This is a genomic window from Thalassospira sp. B30-1 (assembly GCF_015767575.1).
GTDB classification, from domain to species: Bacteria; Pseudomonadota; Alphaproteobacteria; order Rhodospirillales; family Thalassospiraceae; genus Thalassospira; species Thalassospira xiamenensis.
On the sequence record NZ_CP065232.1, the window covers coordinates 1402953 to 1423072 of the forward strand.

At 55.8% G+C, this 20120-nt stretch carries 18 protein-coding genes; 8 read left to right on the plus strand and 10 right to left on the minus strand.

Annotation, left to right across the window (positions count from 1 at the left end):
- Positions 1–45 precede the first annotated feature (45 nt).
- Positions 46–663, minus strand: a complete 618-nt coding sequence (locus IT971_RS06620; protein ID WP_063095405.1) for a TetR/AcrR family transcriptional regulator — start codon at positions 661–663, stop codon at positions 46–48.
- A 93-nt stretch (positions 664–756) separates the two neighbouring features.
- On the opposite strand from IT971_RS06620, the gene IT971_RS06625 reads away from it, so the two are divergent.
- Positions 757–1377: an NAD(P)H-dependent oxidoreductase gene (locus tag IT971_RS06625; protein WP_063095404.1), complete on the plus strand. Its 621-nt coding sequence runs from the start codon at positions 757–759 to the stop codon at positions 1375–1377.
- 80 nt (positions 1378–1457) lie between these two features.
- On the opposite strand, the gene IT971_RS06630 is transcribed toward IT971_RS06625, so the two are convergent.
- Positions 1458–2147 carry an orotate phosphoribosyltransferase gene (locus tag IT971_RS06630; RefSeq protein ID WP_063095453.1) on the minus strand — a complete coding sequence of 230 codons (690 nt, stop codon included), beginning with the start codon at positions 2145–2147 and terminating at the stop codon, positions 1458–1460.
- A gap of 259 nt (positions 2148–2406) precedes the next feature.
- Here IT971_RS06630 and IT971_RS06635 point away from each other — a divergent pair, with 259 nt between their 5' ends.
- The 3 genes from IT971_RS06635 to IT971_RS06645 all read left to right on the plus strand — a co-directional run bounded on the left by IT971_RS06635 (position 2407) and on the right by IT971_RS06645 (position 5404).
- Positions 2407–2694 (plus strand): helix-turn-helix domain-containing protein, encoded by a 288-nt coding sequence (locus IT971_RS06635; protein WP_063095402.1) that lies wholly within the window; start codon positions 2407–2409, stop codon positions 2692–2694.
- Between the two features lie 78 nt (positions 2695–2772).
- The gene (locus IT971_RS06640) at positions 2773–4503 is read left to right on the plus strand and encodes a SulP family inorganic anion transporter (RefSeq protein ID WP_063095400.1); all 1731 of its coding nucleotides are present in this window, start codon (positions 2773–2775) and stop codon (positions 4501–4503) included.
- A gap of 112 nt (positions 4504–4615) precedes the next feature.
- On the plus strand, positions 4616–5404 hold the full coding sequence (locus tag IT971_RS06645) for an enoyl-CoA hydratase/isomerase family protein (RefSeq protein WP_063095398.1): 789 nt from the start codon (positions 4616–4618) through the stop codon (positions 5402–5404).
- An 8-nt stretch (positions 5405–5412) separates the two neighbouring features.
- Here the strand turns inward: IT971_RS06645 and IT971_RS06650 are convergent, their stop codons facing one another.
- The 7 genes from IT971_RS06650 to IT971_RS06680 all read right to left on the minus strand — a co-directional run bounded on the left by IT971_RS06650 (position 5413) and on the right by IT971_RS06680 (position 14480).
- Positions 5413–5922: a DinB family protein gene (locus IT971_RS06650; protein WP_051682244.1), complete on the minus strand. Its 510-nt coding sequence runs from the start codon at positions 5920–5922 to the stop codon at positions 5413–5415.
- A 37-nt stretch (positions 5923–5959) separates the two neighbouring features.
- Positions 5960–7216: a multidrug effflux MFS transporter gene (locus tag IT971_RS06655; RefSeq protein ID WP_051682243.1), complete on the minus strand. Its 1257-nt coding sequence runs from the start codon at positions 7214–7216 to the stop codon at positions 5960–5962.
- Positions 7217–7618: 402 nt separating this feature from the next.
- Positions 7619–9025, minus strand: a complete 1407-nt coding sequence (locus IT971_RS06660; protein ID WP_007090926.1) for a TRAP transporter large permease — start codon at positions 9023–9025, stop codon at positions 7619–7621.
- A 19-nt stretch (positions 9026–9044) separates the two neighbouring features.
- Positions 9045–9620: a TRAP transporter small permease gene (locus IT971_RS06665; RefSeq protein WP_037989934.1), complete on the minus strand. Its 576-nt coding sequence runs from the start codon at positions 9618–9620 to the stop codon at positions 9045–9047.
- A 29-nt stretch (positions 9621–9649) separates the two neighbouring features.
- Complete coding sequence (locus IT971_RS06670; RefSeq protein WP_007090928.1) at positions 9650–10645, minus strand: TRAP transporter substrate-binding protein; 996 nt, start codon at positions 10643–10645, stop codon at positions 9650–9652.
- 411 nt (positions 10646–11056) lie between these two features.
- Entirely contained in the window at positions 11057–12412 is a 1356-nt protein-coding gene (locus IT971_RS06675; protein WP_007090929.1) for a sigma-54 dependent transcriptional regulator, read from the minus strand.
- Positions 12413–12440: 28 nt separating this feature from the next.
- Positions 12441–14480: an ATP-binding protein gene (locus tag IT971_RS06680; RefSeq protein WP_063094886.1), complete on the minus strand. Its 2040-nt coding sequence runs from the start codon at positions 14478–14480 to the stop codon at positions 12441–12443.
- A 205-nt stretch (positions 14481–14685) separates the two neighbouring features.
- On the opposite strand from IT971_RS06680, the gene IT971_RS06685 reads away from it, so the two are divergent.
- Positions 14686–15681: a mitochondrial fission ELM1 family protein gene (locus tag IT971_RS06685; RefSeq protein WP_063094884.1), complete on the plus strand. Its 996-nt coding sequence runs from the start codon at positions 14686–14688 to the stop codon at positions 15679–15681.
- A 43-nt stretch (positions 15682–15724) separates the two neighbouring features.
- Here IT971_RS06685 and IT971_RS06690 read toward each other — a convergent pair whose 3' ends face one another.
- A complete protein-coding gene (locus IT971_RS06690) occupies positions 15725–16648 on the minus strand; it encodes a LysR family transcriptional regulator (protein WP_063094890.1) in 924 nt (307 codons plus the stop codon).
- 160 nt (positions 16649–16808) lie between these two features.
- Between IT971_RS06690 and IT971_RS06695 the strand changes: the two genes are divergently transcribed.
- From IT971_RS06695 to IT971_RS06705, 3 genes are all read left to right on the plus strand, one after another.
- A complete protein-coding gene (locus IT971_RS06695; protein ID WP_007090933.1) occupies positions 16809–17990 on the plus strand; it encodes an MFS transporter in 1182 nt (393 codons plus the stop codon).
- A gap of 116 nt (positions 17991–18106) precedes the next feature.
- A complete protein-coding gene (locus IT971_RS06700) occupies positions 18107–19042 on the plus strand; it encodes a DMT family transporter (protein WP_063094888.1) in 936 nt (311 codons plus the stop codon).
- A 76-nt stretch (positions 19043–19118) separates the two neighbouring features.
- On the plus strand, positions 19119–19943 hold the full coding sequence (locus tag IT971_RS06705) for an aldo/keto reductase (RefSeq protein ID WP_063094882.1): 825 nt from the start codon (positions 19119–19121) through the stop codon (positions 19941–19943).
- Positions 19944–20120: the final 177 nt, after the last annotated feature.

Here is a 20120-nt window from a genome sequence, read left to right on the forward strand (position 1 = left end):
GAAAAGCCATCAATAGTGTATGTCGACTGTTGATGGCTTTTTTCTTTATGCTTTGTCTCGCGACACCATGGCGATGATGGTTTCAAAAAGTTCCTGCTTTGCCTGATCGGCGGTGATTTCGCCGGTTGCCGCTGCGTAAGAAAGGGATTCGGCTGCGCCCAAAAAGCCCCAAAGGCGGGGTATTGGTATTTTACCTGTCGGGCTGAAAGGGGACAGGATATCGCGGCATTTATCAATGAACAGAATGTGATAGTCGCGTTTGACCTGTTCCAGCTCCGGCGATCCGGCAAGTGATGCAATGACACCCGAAATTTCGCGCCCCTGTGACAGCACGCAATCAATATAGGCCGATGCGATCACCGATGCCTTGTCGCGCAGGGTATGGCTGCTTTGCGCAAGGGTAGAGTCCATCAATGCTGTCTGACGTCGATCGTAATCCTGATACAGCGCGATCAGCAAACCCGATCGTGTTCCGAAATGATCATAGACCACCGGCTTGGTGACTCCGGCCTGTTCGGCAAGACTGCCAAGGCTGAGTGCCTCGGTCCCGTCGTCATGGATCATCTTCCATGCAACGTCGAGAAGTTGCCGATTGCGATCTTCGCGCGCCATCCGTTTGCGTGGGGTATGTGACGGGGACTTTTTTGCGTCGCTGCTTGACATCTTTATACACCAAACGTAACTTACAGATAGTAACTTACTTATAGTATATAGTGATTGCCGTTGAGTGGCAATTGCCTAGCAAGGAGGTATGTCATGCGCGCGCTTGTTGTTGTCGCCCATCCAAATTCCGGTTCGTTCAGTCATGCGGTTGCCAATTATATTGGTAAGGGCATTGAGGATGCCGGACCTGAACACAGTTTCGAGTTTGCTGATCTGTCGGCCGAAGAGTTTGATCCGCGTTTCAGCCAGGATGATATCGCGGCGTTCGAGATGAGGGCCCCGTTCCCCGACGATGTGCTTGCCGAACAGAAACGGATTGATGCCGCCGATACGCTCGTTCTGGTTTTTCCGATTTATTGGTGGTCAATGCCCGCGATCCTGAAAGGCTGGATTGATCGGGTGTTTTCAAATGGCTGGGCTTATGAGGATATTGACGGTGAAAAGGTGATCAAAAAGCTGAACCATCTGAAGGTTCATCTTGTTGCAATTGGCGGTGCAGGGCTTGGCACATTTGCCCGGCATGGATATTTCGGGGCAATGAAATTGCAAATCCATCATGGCATTTTTGATTATTGCGGAGTGGAAGTTGCAACTTCGGAATTGATGTTGCTGGCCGACGGCAATGACCCTGCGGAGCTCTTGAAAAAAGCACGCGAGGTTGGGGCGGCGATCCCGGCAAAGGTAACAAAGCCGGAATTGGATATGGCAGGATAAATCTTGGCAGAACGGCCATCAAAAGCAAAACGCCCGCAGGGTAAATCTGCGGGCGTTTGTATTGGCAATGTGCTACTAGCTTAGTCGTGCTTGCCGCCATGGGCCTTGGACCAGCCGATCGGGTCGGCAAGGAAGGCGCGAACGCCTTCGATGGCTTTTTTGGGGAAGTATTTGCCTTCTTCGGCAACCGCCAGAATATCGGCCCAGGTTGCCAGGTAATGCAGTTCGATATCGTCTTTTTTCAGTTCTTCAAGCGCATTGGGGAACACACCATAGAAGAACACGACAAATGCATGTCTGCATTCGGCACCGGCTTCGCGGATGGCATTGACGAAGTTGACTTTCGATGCACCGTCGGTGGCAAGGTCTTCGACCAGAAGGACGCGCTGGCCTTCGTGGATGTCGCCCTCGATCCGTGCCTTGCGGCCAAATCCCTTCGGCTTTTTGCGGACATACTGCATCGGCAGGTCCAGAACATCGGCCAGCCACGCGGAATAGGGGATGCCCGCGGTTTCACCACCGGCGACCGCATCAAATGCCTCGTAACCGGCCTTGTCGGAAACCTGACGGGCGGCAAGTTCCATGACCTTGCGGCGTGCGCGCGGGAAGGAAATCAGTTTGCGGCAATCAATATAGACCGGGCTCGCCCAGCCCGATGTCAGGATATAGGCCTCTTCCGGGCGGAAATTCACAGCCCCGATATCAAGCAAAATCTTTGCGACGGTTTTGGCAGCATACGAGCAATGCGCGGTCGAAGTTTCGTTGGTCATGGCGGCTATACCCTTTTCCGGATCGAATATTTGCGCACGTCTTAGCGTTTTTGGACGCAAAGCGCAAAGAAAAGCCGCTGTCCGGCTGGTCAGGATCAGGTGCCCGGCGATGTCGGGGGCAAATTTGCGGGCGGCAGGACCGGATGCGAATAAGGCAATGCCGATTTGAAATGGCATTATTGATATCTGAAATATCATAATTGCAGTTTTAAATGCGTTTTGTTAGGCTTCGATCATGTGTGAATAAAGGATGCGCCCTATGATTACCGCGGGACAAATGCGTGCGGCGCGTGCGTTGCTGGGCATTGATCAGAAAACGCTGGCCGAAATGGCCGGGATTTCGGTGCCAACCATCCAGCGGATGGAGTCCAGCAAGGGTAATGTGCGTGGTGTGGTTGATACGTTGACCAAGGTCGTCGAAGCACTTGACCGTGCCGGGATCGAATTGATCGGGGATAACGTGCTCAGCATGGCAACCGGGCGCGGTGTGCGTCTGAAAGAACCGGAAATAAAACCGACACTGCCAGACGAGCAGGGCGAACAATAACGACCGCAACAATTTTGCGACGGCGACCGCCGACTTATGCCGACGATCCCGCCGCCTTTTGCAAGGCTGCCGGAGACTATGGAAACCAGAACCTCGAAAACCAATCAGGCATCCGAACCCGGATATGCCGAACTGTTTACCCCAAAACTTGTAACCGTCCTTCGCGAAGGTTACGGGTTTGCGCAGTTGCGGGCCGATGCGATTGCCGGTTTGACGGTGGCGATTGTCGCCTTGCCGTTATCGATGGCGATTGCGATTGCATCGGGCGTTTCTCCCGCACAGGGGCTTTATACCGCGATTGTCGGGGGGATTCTGGTATCGCTCCTGGGGGGCAGTCGCTTTCAGATTGGCGGACCAGCGGGGGCTTTCATCGTTCTGGTCGCAGGTACGGTTCAGACGCATGGCCTTGATGGCTTGATCATTGCCACTATCCTGTCGGGATTGATGTTGCTCGCCATCGGGGCGCTGAAGCTTGGTACCTATATCAAATTCATTCCCTATCCGGTGACGGTTGGCTTTACTGCCGGGATTGCGGTGATCATTTTCGCAAGCCAGATAAAGGATTTGCTGGGACTGACTTTGTCAGGCAAAGAACCGGGGCCGCTTTTGGAAAAGCTCCCGGTGATCTGGGCGGCATTGCCGGGGATCGATCCGGTGACGGTTGCGTTGTCCGGCGCGACGATCCTTGTGATCATCGGCACCAAACGGGCGCGCCCGCATTGGCCGGGCATGCTGATTGCGGTGGCCGGGGCCGCATTGGCGACCGCGTTGTTCAATCTGCCGGTATCGACCATCGGCAGCGTCTTTGGCGGTATTCCCGGTGATTTCCCCATGCCCGTCTTGCCGGAATTCACCCTTGCCAAGGTGCAGGCGGTTTTGCCCAATGCAATTGCCTTTGCGCTTTTGGGGGCGATTGAGTCGCTTTTATCAGCCGTGGTGGCCGATGGCATGACTGGCCGACATCACAGATCGAACTGTGAGCTGGTGGCCCAGGGGGTGGCAAATATGGCGTCGGGTCTGTTTGGGGGCATTTGCGTGACCGGCACGATTGCAAGAACGGCCACCAATATCCGGGCCGGTGCGCATGGGCCGGTTTCGGGCGTTTTGCACGCGCTGTTTTTGTTGTTGTTCATATTGGTTGCTGCGCCGCTAGCCAGTTTCATTCCGTTGGCAAGCTTGGCCGGGGTGCTGGCGATTGTGGCATGGAACATGATCGAAAAGCACGCGATAGCGACCTTGCTGCGCGCATCGCGTGGCGATGCTGCGGTGTTGCTGGTAACATTTTTACTGACGATTTTCCGCGATCTTCTCGAAGCAATCGTTGTTGGATTTGCCCTTGGCTCGGTTCTGTTCATTCAACGCATGTCGAAAACAACCGCAATTGCCACCCACAGCCCGTTCGTATCCGAAGACCGGGCCGACGGTACGACCGGCGGCGGGGCATCGGATATTTCATCGACAACCGACCCCGACATCATGATTTACCGGATTACCGGCGTGTTCTTTTTCGGGGCGGCGGCATCCATTGGATCGGTTCTGGACCGGATTGGCGATACGCACCGGGCATTGATCATTGATTTTGCCGCTGTACCGTTTCTCGATTCAACCGCGGCCAATACGATTGCGGGACTTGCCCACAAAACACGCGGGCGCGGGATCGAGGTGATCCTGACCGGCACATCGCATGACCTTCGACGGGAACTGTTTGCACATGGTATCAAGCCGCCGCTGGTTCATTATGAAACCGATATCGAGAAGGCGGTCGGGCGCCTTCGCGCGCATGGATTGCGTAACGTCACGGCATCCTGAGTTGCGACCGCAAAGACAGTGATAATGACCCAAGCCCTTGTCAGGCATTGGCAAAATCCGGTTTTGGGTTTATTTGGTATAGCTTTACCGAATTAAGCTGAAAGGCACTGCCATGTCGCAGGAAACCGGACTTGCCGTCGATATCAATGACGGCGGCATTGCAACCATCACCATTTCGCAGCCGGAGCGCAAAAACGCGCTGACCAAACCGATGTGGGGGGAGCTTGCCCGGATTGCCGACGATCTTGGCGGGGACAGCAACCTGCGTTGCATCGTTATTCGCGGCGGCAGCGGGGCCGGGTTTGGGGCCGGGGCGGATATCCATGAATTTGTCCGCGAACGCGACGGGTTCGAAAAGGCACGTGATTATGGAATGCTTCATGCCGAGGCCTTGCAGGCGCTTCGGGTTTGTCAGCATCCGGTCATTGCCGCGATTGACGGGCCGTGCATCGGGGCATCATTTGTGTTGGCTGCTGCCTGCGATTTGCGGATTGCGGCCGATAACGCCAAATTCGCCGTGCCGCCGATGAAGCTTGGCGCGACACTGGGCTATCCGGAATTGCAGATCATGCTCGATCTGCTGGGCGAGGCGGCGTTGTTTGAAATCCTGCTTGAAGGGCAGGTGTTTGATGCCGAACGCGCACGTGAAATCGGCTTTGTCGCCCGCCATGTGGCGATTGAGGCGTTCGATGCGGAAATCGCATCAACCGCCGCCCGTATCGCAAGTGGCGCACCCATCACCCAACGCCTGCACAAGAAAATGATCAATCGCCTCAAAGAAGGTGGTGCCATCGGTGCCAAGGAATTTGACGAAGGATACCGCGCCTTTGACAGTGCGGATTTTAAGGAAGGCTACACCGCCTTTCTGGAAAAAAGAAAAGCGGTGTTCGAAGGCCGGTAACGGTCAGATCACAACGGCAAATCCGGCGTCAGCGGAACATCGGTAATGCCGTAATCAAGGCCCATCTTGTGCAGCTCGCTTGTGATTTGCGATCTGTGATGGGTTTGGTGGTTGAAAAGCTGCATCAGGAAAAGCTGGCGCGGTAATTTGCGGGTTACACCATCCAGCCCCATCAATTCGCGAATGTCATCCTGCCAACCATGATCACTGGAATCGACGAATTCGGCGATTGCCGCGTCGGTTTCAACGCGCATTTTGCGAAGCGTTTCGAAATCATCGGCCATTATGGTGCGGGCATCAAACGGTTCGGCCTGTCCGGTTTTCAGGATGCCGAGGATGCGGTGATCAATATACAGCAGATGGTTCAGCGTTGCATGGATGGAGCCAAAAAACATGCCGCGGTCACGACGGCGTTCCGCGTCGCCGATCTGTTCGCAAAGTTCGTACAGAACGCCATTCTGCCAGATATTGTATTTGGCCATGGCGCGGCCATAATCGTTGAAATTCATCTTTGCCATTTTGGTGGGGCTCCTGTCTGGCGTTAATTGACTGTGTTTAGTCGGCGGCAACGACAACAGTATCGTCGCTTTGTGCCGGGGCGGGTTGTTCGATCTGTTTTGCCTCGGCCACGAAATGCACCATGACATTGGCGAAAATGCCAAAGGCCAGCATTGATGCGGTCGCGGGCAGGAGGCTGCCGTCATGAACCTGTCCGATGATGGTGCCTGCCAAGGCGCCAGTGGCAAACTGGATGGTGCCCATCAAGGCGGTTGCCGTACCGCCGATATGCGGGAAATACTGCATGAAGGCCGCAGTTGCATTTGGCGCTGTCAGCCCGATCATGCCAACGGCGACCATCACAAGTGGCACAACCGCATAAAGGGATGGTTCGAACACATTCACCGCAATGAACAATCCGATCACAGCAGCCAGTTGAAGGCCGGTGCCGATCGCCAGTATCTGATGGCATTCAAGCCGTTTAAGCAACGGATTGTTCAGCCGGTTGCAGATCACGATGACAATGACATTCGCCCCGAACAGATAAGGGAACTGGCTGGGTGATACGCCAAAATAATCAATATACATGAACGGGCTGTCGGTCAGGAAACTGAACATCACCGCGCTGGCGCCGGTATGGGCCAGCATGAAACCAACCGCCTTGCGGGTACGCAGAACTTCCAGATATGTCCACAAGACCCGTCGCGCCGGACCGGCATAACGCGGGCGCAGTTTGGTGGTTTCAGGCAGCTTGAACCAGACAACCACCAGCATGATGCTACCATAGATCACCAACAGAACGAAAATTGCCTGCCACTGGAAATAAACCAACAGGGCCGAGCCGACCGTGGGCGCGACCAGCGGTGCAATCATCATGATTACCGCGATCAGGGCAAACATACGCGCCGCATCTTTGCCGTCAAACAGGTCGCGGACCGACGCACCGACGATGACAAGGGCAAATCCACCGCCAATCGCCTGGATAAAGCGCATGACGTTGAGCGAGAAAGAACTGTCGACAAAGATGATCATCGCACTGGTGATGATGTAAATCACCAGTCCGACAAGGGCGACCGGACGGCGACCTACGCGATCCGAAAGTGGCCCGCCAATCAGTTGCCCCAGTGCAAAGCCGATCAGGAACATGCTGATCGATACTTCGACATTGTGGGTCGGCGCACCAAAATCGACCGCCATAGCCGGGATGGCCGGCAGGTAGGTATCAATCGCAAAGGGCGCAGTCGCGATCAGGGCGGCAAGCAGGATCGCAAGGCGCTTGGTATTGATCGGGGCGCTGGCATCTTTATTCGCCATGACTTCCGTATCCGTTTCTTATGGTGGCAGGTGGGGTGCGATCCGTCCGGTTTCTGGTGTAGATATTTAACGGACTTCCTTAATGCTGGCCACAATGACAGGTAATGGGGCAAATTCGCCGACCCCCGGATAACGGGAGGTGCGAAAATTCCGGTCAGATAGGGCCGTGGCGTTAGGAAGGCTGCGCCGTTACGAGTGACGGGGCCGGGTGGATCGCAACCTGAAACGATTCAAGTTATGCTATTATCCACGTAAATTCTGTTTTTTCCAGCCCGGCGATTTTTGCGGGCTGAATATCAGCTATGCATATAACCGTTTGAGGCGGTGGAAGAATATAGGCGGCACAAGAAAACGGCACCCGCGATGGGGTGCCGTTTGCAAGGTTTTCGGTTTTCACCGGCCCTAATAATTCATGACCTTTTCCGGGCCCATCAACATGGTCGGAAGCCATGTCGAAATTGCCGGGATGTATGTCACGATGATCAGGAAGACCAGAAGGATCATCAACCACGGCAAAGCGGCGCGAACCACTTGAACCAGCGACATTCCGGTAATGCCCGACGTCACGAACAGGTTAAGTCCGACCGGCGGCGTGATCAGGCCGATTTCCATGTTCACAACCATGATGATACCAAGATGGATCGGATCGATGCCGAGCTTTATCGCGATCGGGAAGAGGATCGGCGCCATGATCAGAAGGATCGCCGACGGCTCCATGAAGTTCCCGGCAATCAGCAGGATGATGTTGACCACGATCAGGAAGGCCCAGGGCTCCAGACCCCAGTTGATGATGGTTTCAGCAATGGTGTGCGGAATGCGTTCGGATGTCAGCACATGAGCAAACAGCATGGCGTTGGCAATGATGAACATCAGCATGATGGTCACTTTGCCGGCCTCAAGCAGCACGTGGCGGATATCCTTGTCGAACGGGATCATGGCAATGGCCTTGCCGATTTTCGGCAGGTTGTGGCCAATAATGGCAGCAAAGCTCATGCCTTTTTCCGGAACCCATGCAACGCCTTTTATCGGCCCCATATCGCGATAGAACACGATGGCGACCAGCATGGCATAAACGGATGCAACTGCCGCGGCCTCGGTCGGGGTAAATATCCCGCCATAAATGCCGCCCATGATCACAACAACCAGAAGCAGGCCACCCGATGCTGAAAACAGGCCTTCAAGCCATTCGGTAACGCTTGGACGATCCTGTTTTGGCAGTTTCTTGATCCGGGCCACGATATAGATCACGGTCATCAGCATGATGCCGGCAATCAGACCGGGAATAACACCAGCCAGGAACATGCGACCAACGGAAACCTGGGTTGCCGCGGCATAAACCACCATCACGATCGACGGCGGGATCAGAATGCCCAGCGTCCCGGCGTTACAAATCACACCGGCGGCGAAATTGCGCGGATAACCCGATTTGATCATACCGGCAATCACGACGGAACCGATGGCAACAACCGTGGCCGGGCTTGAACCCGAAACGGCGGCAAACAGCATACAGGCCAGAACCGACGCCATGGCAAGACCGCCATGGAACCAGCCCACCGTATCGACGGCAAATCGGATCAGGCGGCGTGCCACCCCGCCAGTCGACAGGAAGGTCGAGGCAAGGATAAAGAACGGAATGGCCAGAAGGGTGTAATGTTCCATCCCGTTGAACAGCTTTTCGATCAGGGTCGCAAGCGAGTCTGATCCGAAAAACAGGATGGTGGTGATGGATGACAGGCCCAGCGCCACGCCGATCGGGGTGCCAAGCGCCATCAACGCAAACAACGTGATGAACAGATATGCGATTGTCATTTAAGGCGTTCCCCCGCGATCATTTATCGTTGTCGCGACGGACGATGCCGTCGGCCATGACGTCGGCTTTGTCGCCTTCGCCAATGGTTTCGATCGCCTCGCGTGCTTCATCGGCAAGCGAGAATCCGTTTTGCTGACCCGAAAGAATACGCCACAGGACCTGTCCGAGACGGAACAGCAGCAACGCACCGCCAAGTGGCAGGATCAGATAGACGACCCACATCGGGATCGGGGAATCTTCGGCCTCGATACCGATCATGTGATAGAAGGTCATGCTTTCCCAGCCGCCATAAAGAATAAGCGCGGCATAGGACATGCAGACCAAAGCAACAAAGATACCGGTGATGCGCTGGGCGGGTTTTGCAAACAGTTGAACAAGGGCATCAACCCCGATATGGGATCCGACCTTGACACCATAAGACATGCCGAAAAGCACAAGCCAGGCAAACAGAAATTCGGTGATTTCCATCGACCAGGTCATGCCGGAATTGAAGCCGTAACGAAGGACGACATTGACGAAGGTCAGCATCGTCATGGCGGCGAGAAGGAGGGCAATAATGCCCTCCTCCAGCCGGTCAACGACCGTTTTAATCATAGCGGTAACGGTCCTCTAGGTTCGAGGAATTACTTGTTGCAGGCGGCAGCGGCTTCGATCAGATCGGCACCGATATCACCTTCGAACTGCGCCCAGACAGGCTTCATGGCTTCGCGCCATGCTTTGACATCGTCAGCAGACGGTTTGACGAGTTCGGTTTCACCCGAATCAACGATCAGCTGGCGCTGTTCGTCGGCCAGTTTGCCCGACAGGCCGTTGGCATATTCGGTTGCCTCGTCCATGGCCTGTTTCAGGCCAGCCTGGATTTCCGGATCAAGACCGTCCCACCATTTGGTCGAGGTCACGACGAGATAGTCGAGAAGACCGTGGTTGGATTCAGTGATGTAATCCTGAACTTCAAAGAACTTCTGGGAATAGATGTTCGACCAGGTGTTTTCCTGACCGTCAACAACGCCGGTCTGAAGTGCCGAATAGGTCTCGGCGAATGCCATTTTCTGAGGAACGGCATCAACAGCTTCGAACTGTGCAGCAAGTACGTCCGAGCTCTGAATACGGAATTTCAGGCCCGCAGCATCGGCCGGGGTCAAAAGCGGCTTGTTGGCCGAAAGCTGTTTCAGGCCGTTATGCCAGTAACCCAGACCGGTAAGACCCTTGTCTGCCATCGACAGCAGCAATTCCTGGCCTTTTTCGCCTTTCTGGAAGCATTCAACAGCTTCCATGTCGTTGAACAGGAACGGAAGATCGAACAGGCCGAGCTTCGAGGTCCATTTGCCGAATTTCGCAAGCGACGGTGCTGCAAGCTGGACGTCACCACGCAGCATTGCCGGCAGAACCTTGTCGTCATCGAACAGCTGCGAGTTCGGGTAAATTTCGACTTTGACCTTGTCACCAAGGATTTCTTCGGCGCGCTTTTTGAAGAATTCAGCGCCCTGGCCCTTCGGGGTGTTCGGGGCAACCACATGGGCGTATTTGACAACAACCTGTGCGGATGCCGCGCTGGTCATGCCAAGAACGGCTGCCATTGCAACGCTGGTTGCGAGAAGTTTTTTGGTAATCGGACGCATCAATAGTCTCCCTATAAGCTTTGTGCGTTTTCCCAGTAGCGCGCCAATTATCGGCGTCGTTCAGGTCGCCGTTTGGCGCTGGGGTGCAACACTGCAATTGCCGGGCCAGTTCTGCATATCTGTCATTACGATAAGTAATATCAGCGGTTTGCAGCGTGTTTCGCAATGGTGCGGTGCAGCGTAAGTTCTTCTTTTTGTTGTCTTTCCCGCACATCCCTTCTTCGCAATGTGCGGTCTTCCGCACAATATCTCAAGTTGAAAATGCAAAATTTTTATCGATTGCAGGATTTTTGACGCAGGCGGGGCGGGTGGTTGGTAGGACCAATTGCAAAAGGTGCGGCAAAGGCTTATCCCGCCAGTCGCTTTGTCAGATTACGGGCAGTATTGCGGGGCGATTTGCCCTGATCGTTCCTAACCGTCTGATTTATTGCGAAACTCTGCCGGGACGATGCCGTATTTGGCAAGTTTGTCATAGAAGGTTTTGCGCGGAACGCCCAGTGCATTGACCGTTGCCGTTACATGGCCGCCATGCTGACGGAGTGCCTCACAGATCACGCCTTTTTCAAATGCTTCGACTTGCTGGGGCAGTGACAGGACATTTTCGGTTGCCTGTGCGCTGTCACCGGCAAACGGATCAAGGCCCAGAACCCGGCGTTCGGCAGCGTTGCGCAATTCGCGGACATTCCCCGGCCAGTCATGGGCAGTCAGGCGGGCGATTTCCGTGCCGTTCAACGGGGCAAATTCCCGGCCAAACCTTCCTTGCGCCTCTTTCATGAAATGCTGGAAAAGAAGGGGGATGTCATCCTTTCGATCACGCAATGGCGGGATGTGCAGTTGCACGACATTCAGCCGGTAATACAAATCCTCGCGGAATGCCCCGCGTGATGATGCCTCGCGCAGATCAATCTTGGTTGCGGCCACCACGCGCAAATCAATAGGTTGCAACTTGTTCGAGCCCAGCCGTTCCAGCGCGCGTTCCTGCAAAACCCGCAGCAGTTTGACCTGAAGCGATAACGGCATGCTTTCGATTTCATCAAGGAACATGGTGCCCTTGTCGGCAAATTCGAATTTGCCGATACGCTTGTTCTCCGCCCCGGTGAATGCGCCCGCTTCGTGGCCGAACAGTTCCGATTCAATAAGGTTTTCAGGCATTGCACCGCAATTGACTGCCACAAACTGGCCGGGGCGGCCTGATGCCTCGTGCAGGGTGCGTGCAACGACTTCCTTGCCCGCACCGGTTTCACCATTGATCAGGACATGGGCATCGGTCGCGGCGATATTGCCAATCAGCGTGCGTAGCTTTTCCATGGCAGGCGTGCGACCGATCAGGCCCGATACTTCCTTGCTGTGGCGGGCCAGTTCGGCCTTGAGCGTCCTGTTTTCAAGAACCAGCTGCCGATGGGCCATGGCCCGGCGCGCGATATCGATGAAATGATCCGGGTCGAACGGTTTTTCGATGAAATCAAACGCGCCTTCGCGCATCGCACGCACCGCGGTGGCAACGTCACCATGTCCGGTGACAAGGATCACCGGCATTTCCGGCTCAATCTTGCGCACCTGAGACAGCAATTCCATGCCGTCCATGCGCGGCATGCGGATATCAGTAATCAGGATTCCAGGCCAGCCGCGGCGAACACGTTCCAGCGCCGAACCGGCGTCGCTGTGGCATTCGACAAGGATGTCGGCAAGCTCCAGCGTTTGCTGTGCGGCTTCCCGCACATCTTCGTCGTCATCGACAAACAGAACGCAATGGGCCGAGTTATTCAAATGCCTTCCCCTTTTAATCCGTTCCGGATCACGGGGCGATCATACGATGTACCAGCAGATCCGTTTCCGCGCCTTCTGTTTCGGCGGTTTGGCCGGATGTTGTATCAGGCATCGGCGATGACGTCGAGGTTGATGTGCCGTCATGCCCGGACACCTGTTCTATGCATCGCAATTCAATCGTGAAACAGGCCCCGCCCATCGGGCGGTTTTCCGCACGTATCGTGCCGCCAAAGCTGCGCATGATGCCATAACAGATCGAAAGCCCCAGCCCCAGCCCGTCACCAAACGGTTTGGTGGTGAAGAACGGGTCGAACAGTTTGGGCAAATTTTCGGGCAGGATACCGGGGCCGTTATCGGTAATCGCGACCAGAACGCGACCATCCTTTTCCTCAAGCATGATACCGATTTCGGGGAATTCCTCATCCCGGCAGGCATCGGCGGCGTTGCTCAGGATATTGAGGAATACCTGTTCAAGCTGGTTTTCCTCGGCGGTGACTTTTGGCAGGTTTTCCAACGCCTGATAACGTATGTCGGCCAATCCGGCCCGGCCGGTTTCGCGCAGCAGATCAATCGCCTTTTCCAGCGGTTCGGCCAATTGCACCGGATGGGTGTCATGTTTTGGGCGGCGGGCAAAGGTTTTCAGATGGTTGGTGATCCGACCCATGCGTTCGGTCAGTTCAGAAATCCGGCCCAGATTACGGCTGGCGGTTTCGTCATTGCCGCGCGCAATGAATTTAAGCGCGTTTTCGGCGTAACTTCGAATGGCGGTCAGTGGTTGATTGATTTCGTGTGCAATGCCAGCTGACATCTGGCCAAGGGCGGCAAGTTTGCCAGCCTGCACCAGTTCGGCCTGTGCCGTGCGCAGGGCGTCTTCGGTGCGGCGGCGTTCACTGATTTCCTCGGCAAGGCGGAGGTTTGTGCTCATGAGGTCGGCGGTGCGAAGCCGCACCTGACGTTCCAGTTCACGTTGCGACCAGTCGCGGATTTCTATTTGTTCGAGCATCGCGCGACGGCGTTGCAGCAGCACAAAAATCGTCCCCATGATGATGATATGCATGGCCCCGCCGATGAAGCCCGCGGTCAGGATCGACTGATCAAGAACCGCCTTGTCGGTCAGCAGATAAATATTCCAGCCCTGTTTGGGCAGGGGGCTTCGGATCACAAGATATGGTTTGGCATCATTTTTGGCTTTTCCGCTGGCTTCGGCGTCTGATTTTGCCGTTGCAGCTTGCCCTGATTGAAGGGTTTCCGGGGTGATGACCTGTGCTGGTGCAAGCGACAGAATGCTGATCCCGTCATCGCCGGGCCATTCGCCCTGATGAACGGGCATCGGATCGAGCGGATATTCACCATATTTGCGCGAAAGCATCAGTTCAGGCCGGTCTTCGGGCGGAATGCCGGTCAGGGCGCGAAACCGCCATTCGGGCCGTGATGTAATGATGACGATGCCGTTTTCATCGGTTACCAGAACATTCTCGTTCCCGCGTGCCCAGCGTTGGACAAGGGTTTCAAGGTGGGTCTTGACCACCATCACGCCTTCGAATGCCGCCCCGTTCGGGCGGACCGGATGCGAGATATAATAACCTGGGACATTCGACGTGATGCCAAAGGCAAAGTAATGCCCGGTCAGTCCGGCTTCGGCCTGTTTGAAATAGGGCCGGAACGCAAAATTTCGCCCGACAAAGGATGCATCGCTGTTCCAGTTGCTGGCCGCAATTGTTGTCCCGTTGCGATCCATGAAATAGATGTCGGATGCGCCACTGTCAGCGGCGAGTTTTTCCAGATAGAGATTGACCTCGGCCGCGTCCGACGGGCTGGAATGCAGGGCAAGGTCAAGGATACGTTTGTCACTGGCAAGCGTGATCGGAAGGTATTCGTGTTCCTTGATCGCTCCCTGAAGGTTGGAACGATAAAGTTCCAGCTTGTTGCGGCCGTCCTCGGTGATTTCGACAAGACGGGTTTCGCGCCACAGTTCCGTGGTCAGCCAGACGGTAACCGGCAGCAATATCAGCATTCCGGCCAAAACCAGCCGTGCACTTCGCTTTGCGGATATTGATGTCTTGAGCATTTCCCGCCAGACCGTTTCAAGAATTATGCCGGGGTATTATGATGACATATTGGTAACAATGCATAGCCGAAAAAGGCTTCGCGTGTCAGGCGCTTGATAAAAGTGCGCACTGTCTGTACCAATCAGGAAACGATCTGGCCTGATCGTGGCCCCACGTTTCCTGCCTGGACGGGAAATCCATATTCCGACAAGGATGTGACCCTGAATGACCGATGATGATGCACGCCTGATCTGGGTTCTGGCCGATGACCGTGCAGGAAACGTCAATCAGGCCATCGGTGTCGCAGAAGCACTGGCACAGCCCTTCAAGCGGGTCGATATCGGTTATACCAATATGGCACGATTGCCCAATGTTATCCGCCGGGCCAGCCTTTTGGGGGTGGATACCGGATCACGGGCGCGCCTTGTCGCACCCTGGCCCGATCTGGTGATTGCCGCAGGACGGCGGACCGCACCGATTGCCCGCTGGATCAAAAAGCAAAGCAACGGCCATACTCGCATATGCCAGATCATGCGTCCGGATGGGGGCGAGGGGGCGTTTGACCTGATTGCGGTCCCGGCCCATGACCGGATGTCAGCGCGTGACAATGTTGTTGAAATCCCCGGTGCCCCGCATCGGGTAACCGAAACGCGGCTGCTGATCGAAGCCGATCTATGGCGGCCGCATTTCAAGGGGCTGCCAAGCCCGCGCGTGGCACTGATCATCGGCGGCAGCACCAAAAGTACGGTCTTTACCGCGGATATGGCCCGGGAACTGGTTGGTCGGGCGATTGAGGCGACCGGGGCCATTGATGGTAGCCTGCTGGTCACGACCAGCCGTCGCACAGGCCCGGAGAACGAGGAGATCATTGCCGAAATGCTCGGCAATTCCGGGCTTGCCTATCATCTGCATGATTGGAGCTCGAAGGCGGAAAATCCGTATTTCGGGTATCTGGCGCTGGCCGATATCATCCTTGTTACCGGAGATTCGGTTTCGATGTGTTGCGAAGCGGCTGCCGCACCGGGCGGGGTTTATATCTATGCCCCCGATGGCATCGCAGGCCCGCGCCATCAACGTCTGCATCAGTCACTTTATGACGGTGGATATGCGCGGCCATTGCTTCCCAACACGGAAATCGTGCCGTTCAGGCATCCATCCCTGCAACCGGCCCGAACGGTAGCGCAGCGGTGCCTTGAACTTCTAAGTGCACCTGTTTCCTGATCTGCCAGAATCCGCGATTTTATTTTTATCGTGATAGTGATCGTTACGGAAGTCGGATACCGTTTCCGTGCGAATCAATATGATTGACCAGAAAATCGATGAAGGCCCGGATGCGCGCGGCAAGATGTTCATGCCCGGCAAAGATCGCATGGATCAGCTGTTCGTCATTCGGGTTCCAGTTCGGCAGGATTTCAACCAGTGTTCCGGCCTTCAGATCGCCCTGAACATGGAACCGTCCCAACCGCGCCATGCCGAGCCCTGAAAGGCAAAGGCGGCGCATGGCCGGGCCGCTGTCGCAGAGGAAATTGCCCGATACCGTCCGGCCGAAACGTTCGCCGGTGTCGGGATTGATGAATGGCCATTCATTCATCGGGATCGGGAAGTTGAATCGCAGGCAATTGTGACTGTCCAGTTCGTCCGGATGGCCGGGCAGGCCGCGTTTGGCAATATATTCCGGTGATGCGACGATGGTGCGGCTGCTTTCGATCAGTTTGCGGGCCTTTAACGATGAGTCGGGCAATGATCCGGATCGGATGGCAATATCGGCCCGTTCCTCAAGCAGATCAATGATCCCGTCGGTCAGGGAAAAGTCCAGCTCGACCTCGGGATAGCGTTCGAGAAATGCCGGGATCAGCGGCTGAACATACATCACGCCAAACGCGATGGAGGCATTGACGCGCAACCGGCCACGCGGGGCGGCCTTGCCGCCGCTTGCGACCGCACGTTCGGCATCGTCGATTTCATCAAGAACGCGCTGGGCGCGGACCAGATACATTTCGCCTTCGGGCGTCAGTTGCAAACCACGCGTGGACCTTACCAGAAGACGGGTTGCCAGCCGGTCTTCGATCCGTGTGACAAGCTTGCTGACAGCAGATGGCGACAGATGCAGCTTGCGCCCGGCTTCGGAAAAGCTTCTGAGTTCCGCGACCCGGATGAAGACTTCCATTTCCCCTGCGCGATTGTCCAACTGATCCTCCGGCTTTGAATTCAATTCAAAAGCATTTGTCGCGCAATCCGGATTATCGTGCAAGCATTCCATCGGCATAGTGGGCGGCAATGAACGGGGCAGGATGCCCCACCAACCATTTGTGCCCGCAGACGCATGGCGCGCGGGCCGGAGAATTGAAATGCCGCTTGCTTTATTTGCGTTGACGATCGCGGCCTATGCGATCGGCACGACGGAGTTTGTTGTCGTCGGCCTTTTGCCGACCGTGGCAAACGATCTTTCGGTGACCCTGCCGATGGCCGGGTTGATTGTCAGTGTCTATGCCCTTGGCGTCACATTCGGTGCGCCGGTTTTAACCGCCCTGACCGGGCGCATGCACCGCAAGACCCTGATGCTTGGGCTGATGGGGGTGTTTGTGGTTGGCAACAGTGCCGCCGCCCTTAGCCCGAGTTATGAAATGCTTCTGGTTGCGCGGGTGATTTCGGCCTTTGCGCATGGTGTGTTTTTCTCCATCGGGGCGACGATTGCCGCCGATCTGGTGCCGGAAAACCGCCGGGCATCGGCGATTGCGATGATGTTCATGGGGTTGACGGTTGCGATTGTGACCGGTGTGCCGCTTGGCACCTATATCGGTCAGATGTTTGGCTGGCGGGCGACTTTCTGGGGTGTTTCGCTTCTTGGCGTGATTGCCTTTGTCGGGATTGCGGCTTTGCTGCCCTCGAACCTCAGCCGGGCAGAGCCCGCACGCCTGCTTGATCAGGTGCGCGTGCTTGGCAGTGGCCGGTTGCTTCTGGTGTTTGGCATGACGGCGTTTGGTTATGGCGGAACGTTTGTCACCTTTACCTATCTGTCTGCCGTGCTTCAGGATATTACGGGTTTCAGTGAATCCAGTGTCAGCCTTATCCTCGTTGCTTATGGGCTTGCGATTGCGGTTGGCAACCTTGCCGGGGGACGCATTGCGGATCGGAACCCGGTCCGGGCGCTGACCATCCTGTTTGCCTTGCAGGCCGTCACACTTGTGATCTTTACCTTTACTGCCGTGTCGCCGATCCTTGCGGTTATTACGCTGGCCGCACTTGGTTTCCTGCAATTTGCCAATGTGCCGGGGCTTCAGCTTTATGTCGTGCAACTGGCAAAGCTGCACCGGCCGGGCGGGGTGGATGTTGCATCGGCGCTGAACATTGCGGCCTTTAACCTTGGCATTGCGATTGGGGCGTGGGTTGGCGGGATTGTTGTTTCCTCCTCGCTTGGCCTGTCGGCAACGCCTTGGGTCGCGGCCCTTCTGGTCGCGTTTGCTGTCGGCCTGACCATGATCAGCGGCGCGCTGGACCGCCGGTCCGATAACGCCCTTCAGACCGCATAACCGATATCGGGTTGCCGCATCCTGTTCACCGGATGTGGCACCCTTTGCCGGAAAGACTTGTTTTAAGGGGCTTTCTGGCGTTTTCTGATTGTTCGCCCCACAAAACCGGTTTTGATATGTCCATTTCGACTGCCCTGCCTGCTGCCGTCCCTCAACATTTCCCGCGCCAGATTGCGGTTCTGATCCTTGTTGTTGTTGCCTGTTCCTTTGCCGGGAACCATGTGGCGGCAAGGCTGGCATTTGAAAACGGCACGGGGTTGCTTCTGGCGATCCTGTGCCGGTCGGGGGTGGCTTTGGCCATCCTGATCACGCTTGTGATCTGGCAACGCCAGACGGTCCGGCTTCCGGCCGGAAGCTGGAAATGGCAGATATTGCTGGGGCTTCTGGTCACCATTCAAAGCCTGTGCCTGTATTCGGCGGTGGCCCGCATTCCGGTCGCGTTGGCCCTTTTGACGGCCAACAGTTTCCCGATTATTCTGGCGTTGCTGACCTGGGCGTTGGGTGGGGCGCGACCGACATTGAAATCGGCGGCCTTGATGCTGTTCATCCTGTCGGGGCTTGTTTTAGCACTTGATGTGCCCGGCGTTCTGGCGATGGAGGGTGATGTCGGTGCGAACTGGTGGCAGGGGATTGTCTTTGCGCTGGGGGCGGCAACGTCCTTTGCCGTGGCCCTTTGGGTGACCGATCACAAATTGTCGGCTTTGCGCGGATCGGTGCGCAGCATGTTCACCATGCTGATTGTGTTTGCATCGATGATCGTGGCCGGTTTCGCCGAACTGGTGCCGGGCGGGATGAATTTGCCCGCGGCAACGCCTGGCTGGCTTGGTCTTGGTGCCTTGGTATTGCTTTATGGTGGTGCCTTTTCCGTCCTGTTTATTTCGGTGCCGCGGCTGAATATGGCGCGCAATGCGCCGGTGATGAATATGGAACCGATTGCCACCCTGCTGTTTGGCTGGGTGGTGCTGGAACAGATGATCAGTCCGGCCCAGATGCTGGGCGGGTTGGTCGTGATTACCGGGATTGTCATCCTGACGCTGCGCAAATCGGCCTGAATGCCGTGAGGATCGGAACCTTCGGGTTTGGCAGCCGTTGCGAAGACAGTCGCGACATTTCCAAAGAGGAATTCAGATGTTTGATGTATCTGCAAATGGTGCGGTGATTCCCGCCCTTGGCTTTGGCACTTTTCGCATGCCCGAAGCCGACGTTCTGCGTATCGTGCCACAGGCGATCAAAACCGGCTTTCGCCATATCGATACGGCCCAGATTTACGACAACGAAGCCGCGGTCGGGCAGGCGATCCTTGATAGCGGCGTCCCGCGCAAGGACATCTTCCTGACCACCAAGGTCTGGGTCAGCAATTACAGGCATGATGCCTTTATCAAGTCGGTCGATGAAAGCCTTGAAAAGCTTGAAACCGATTATGTCGATCTGCTGCTTTTGCATTGGCCGAACAATGATGTGTCGCTTGCCGATCAGATCGGGGCGTTAAACGAGGTCAAGCAGGCCGGCAAGGTGCGCCATATCGGGGTTAGCAATTTCAACATTGCCCTGATGGACGAGGCCGCCGCGCTATCGGATGCGCCGCTTGTGACCAATCAGGTCGAATATCATCCATTCATTGATCAGACCAAGGTCATGGACGGGGCGCGCAAGCATGGCATGGCCCTGACCGCCTATTATGCGATGGCCGATGGCAAGGTGCTGGAGAATGAGCAGCTTGGCGAGATTGCCAAATCGCATGACAGGTCGGTCGCACAGGTTGTCCTGCGCTGGCTGTTGCAGCAGAATGATGTGATTGCCCTGTCGAAAACCGCAACCGAAAGCCGGGTCGCGGAAAATTTCGACATCTTTGATTTCGAACTGAGCGGCGAGGAAATGCAGGCCATTCATGGGCTGGCCGATGAAAACGGCCGGATCGTCAGCCCCGACGGGCTGGCACCCGATTGGGACTGATGCTGCTTTCAGGAAGCGACAAGGCCGGGGAAACAGATTTTCCCGGCTAAGATATTGAGAAATATATCTTTTATGTCGTAATGAGTTTTGATTGGGAACTTTTTCCGGTTTTCTGGAAGAAAGTTCTTGATTTGTTCTTTTCGTTGTGGCATAAAGATAAAGTCAACAGGACAAATG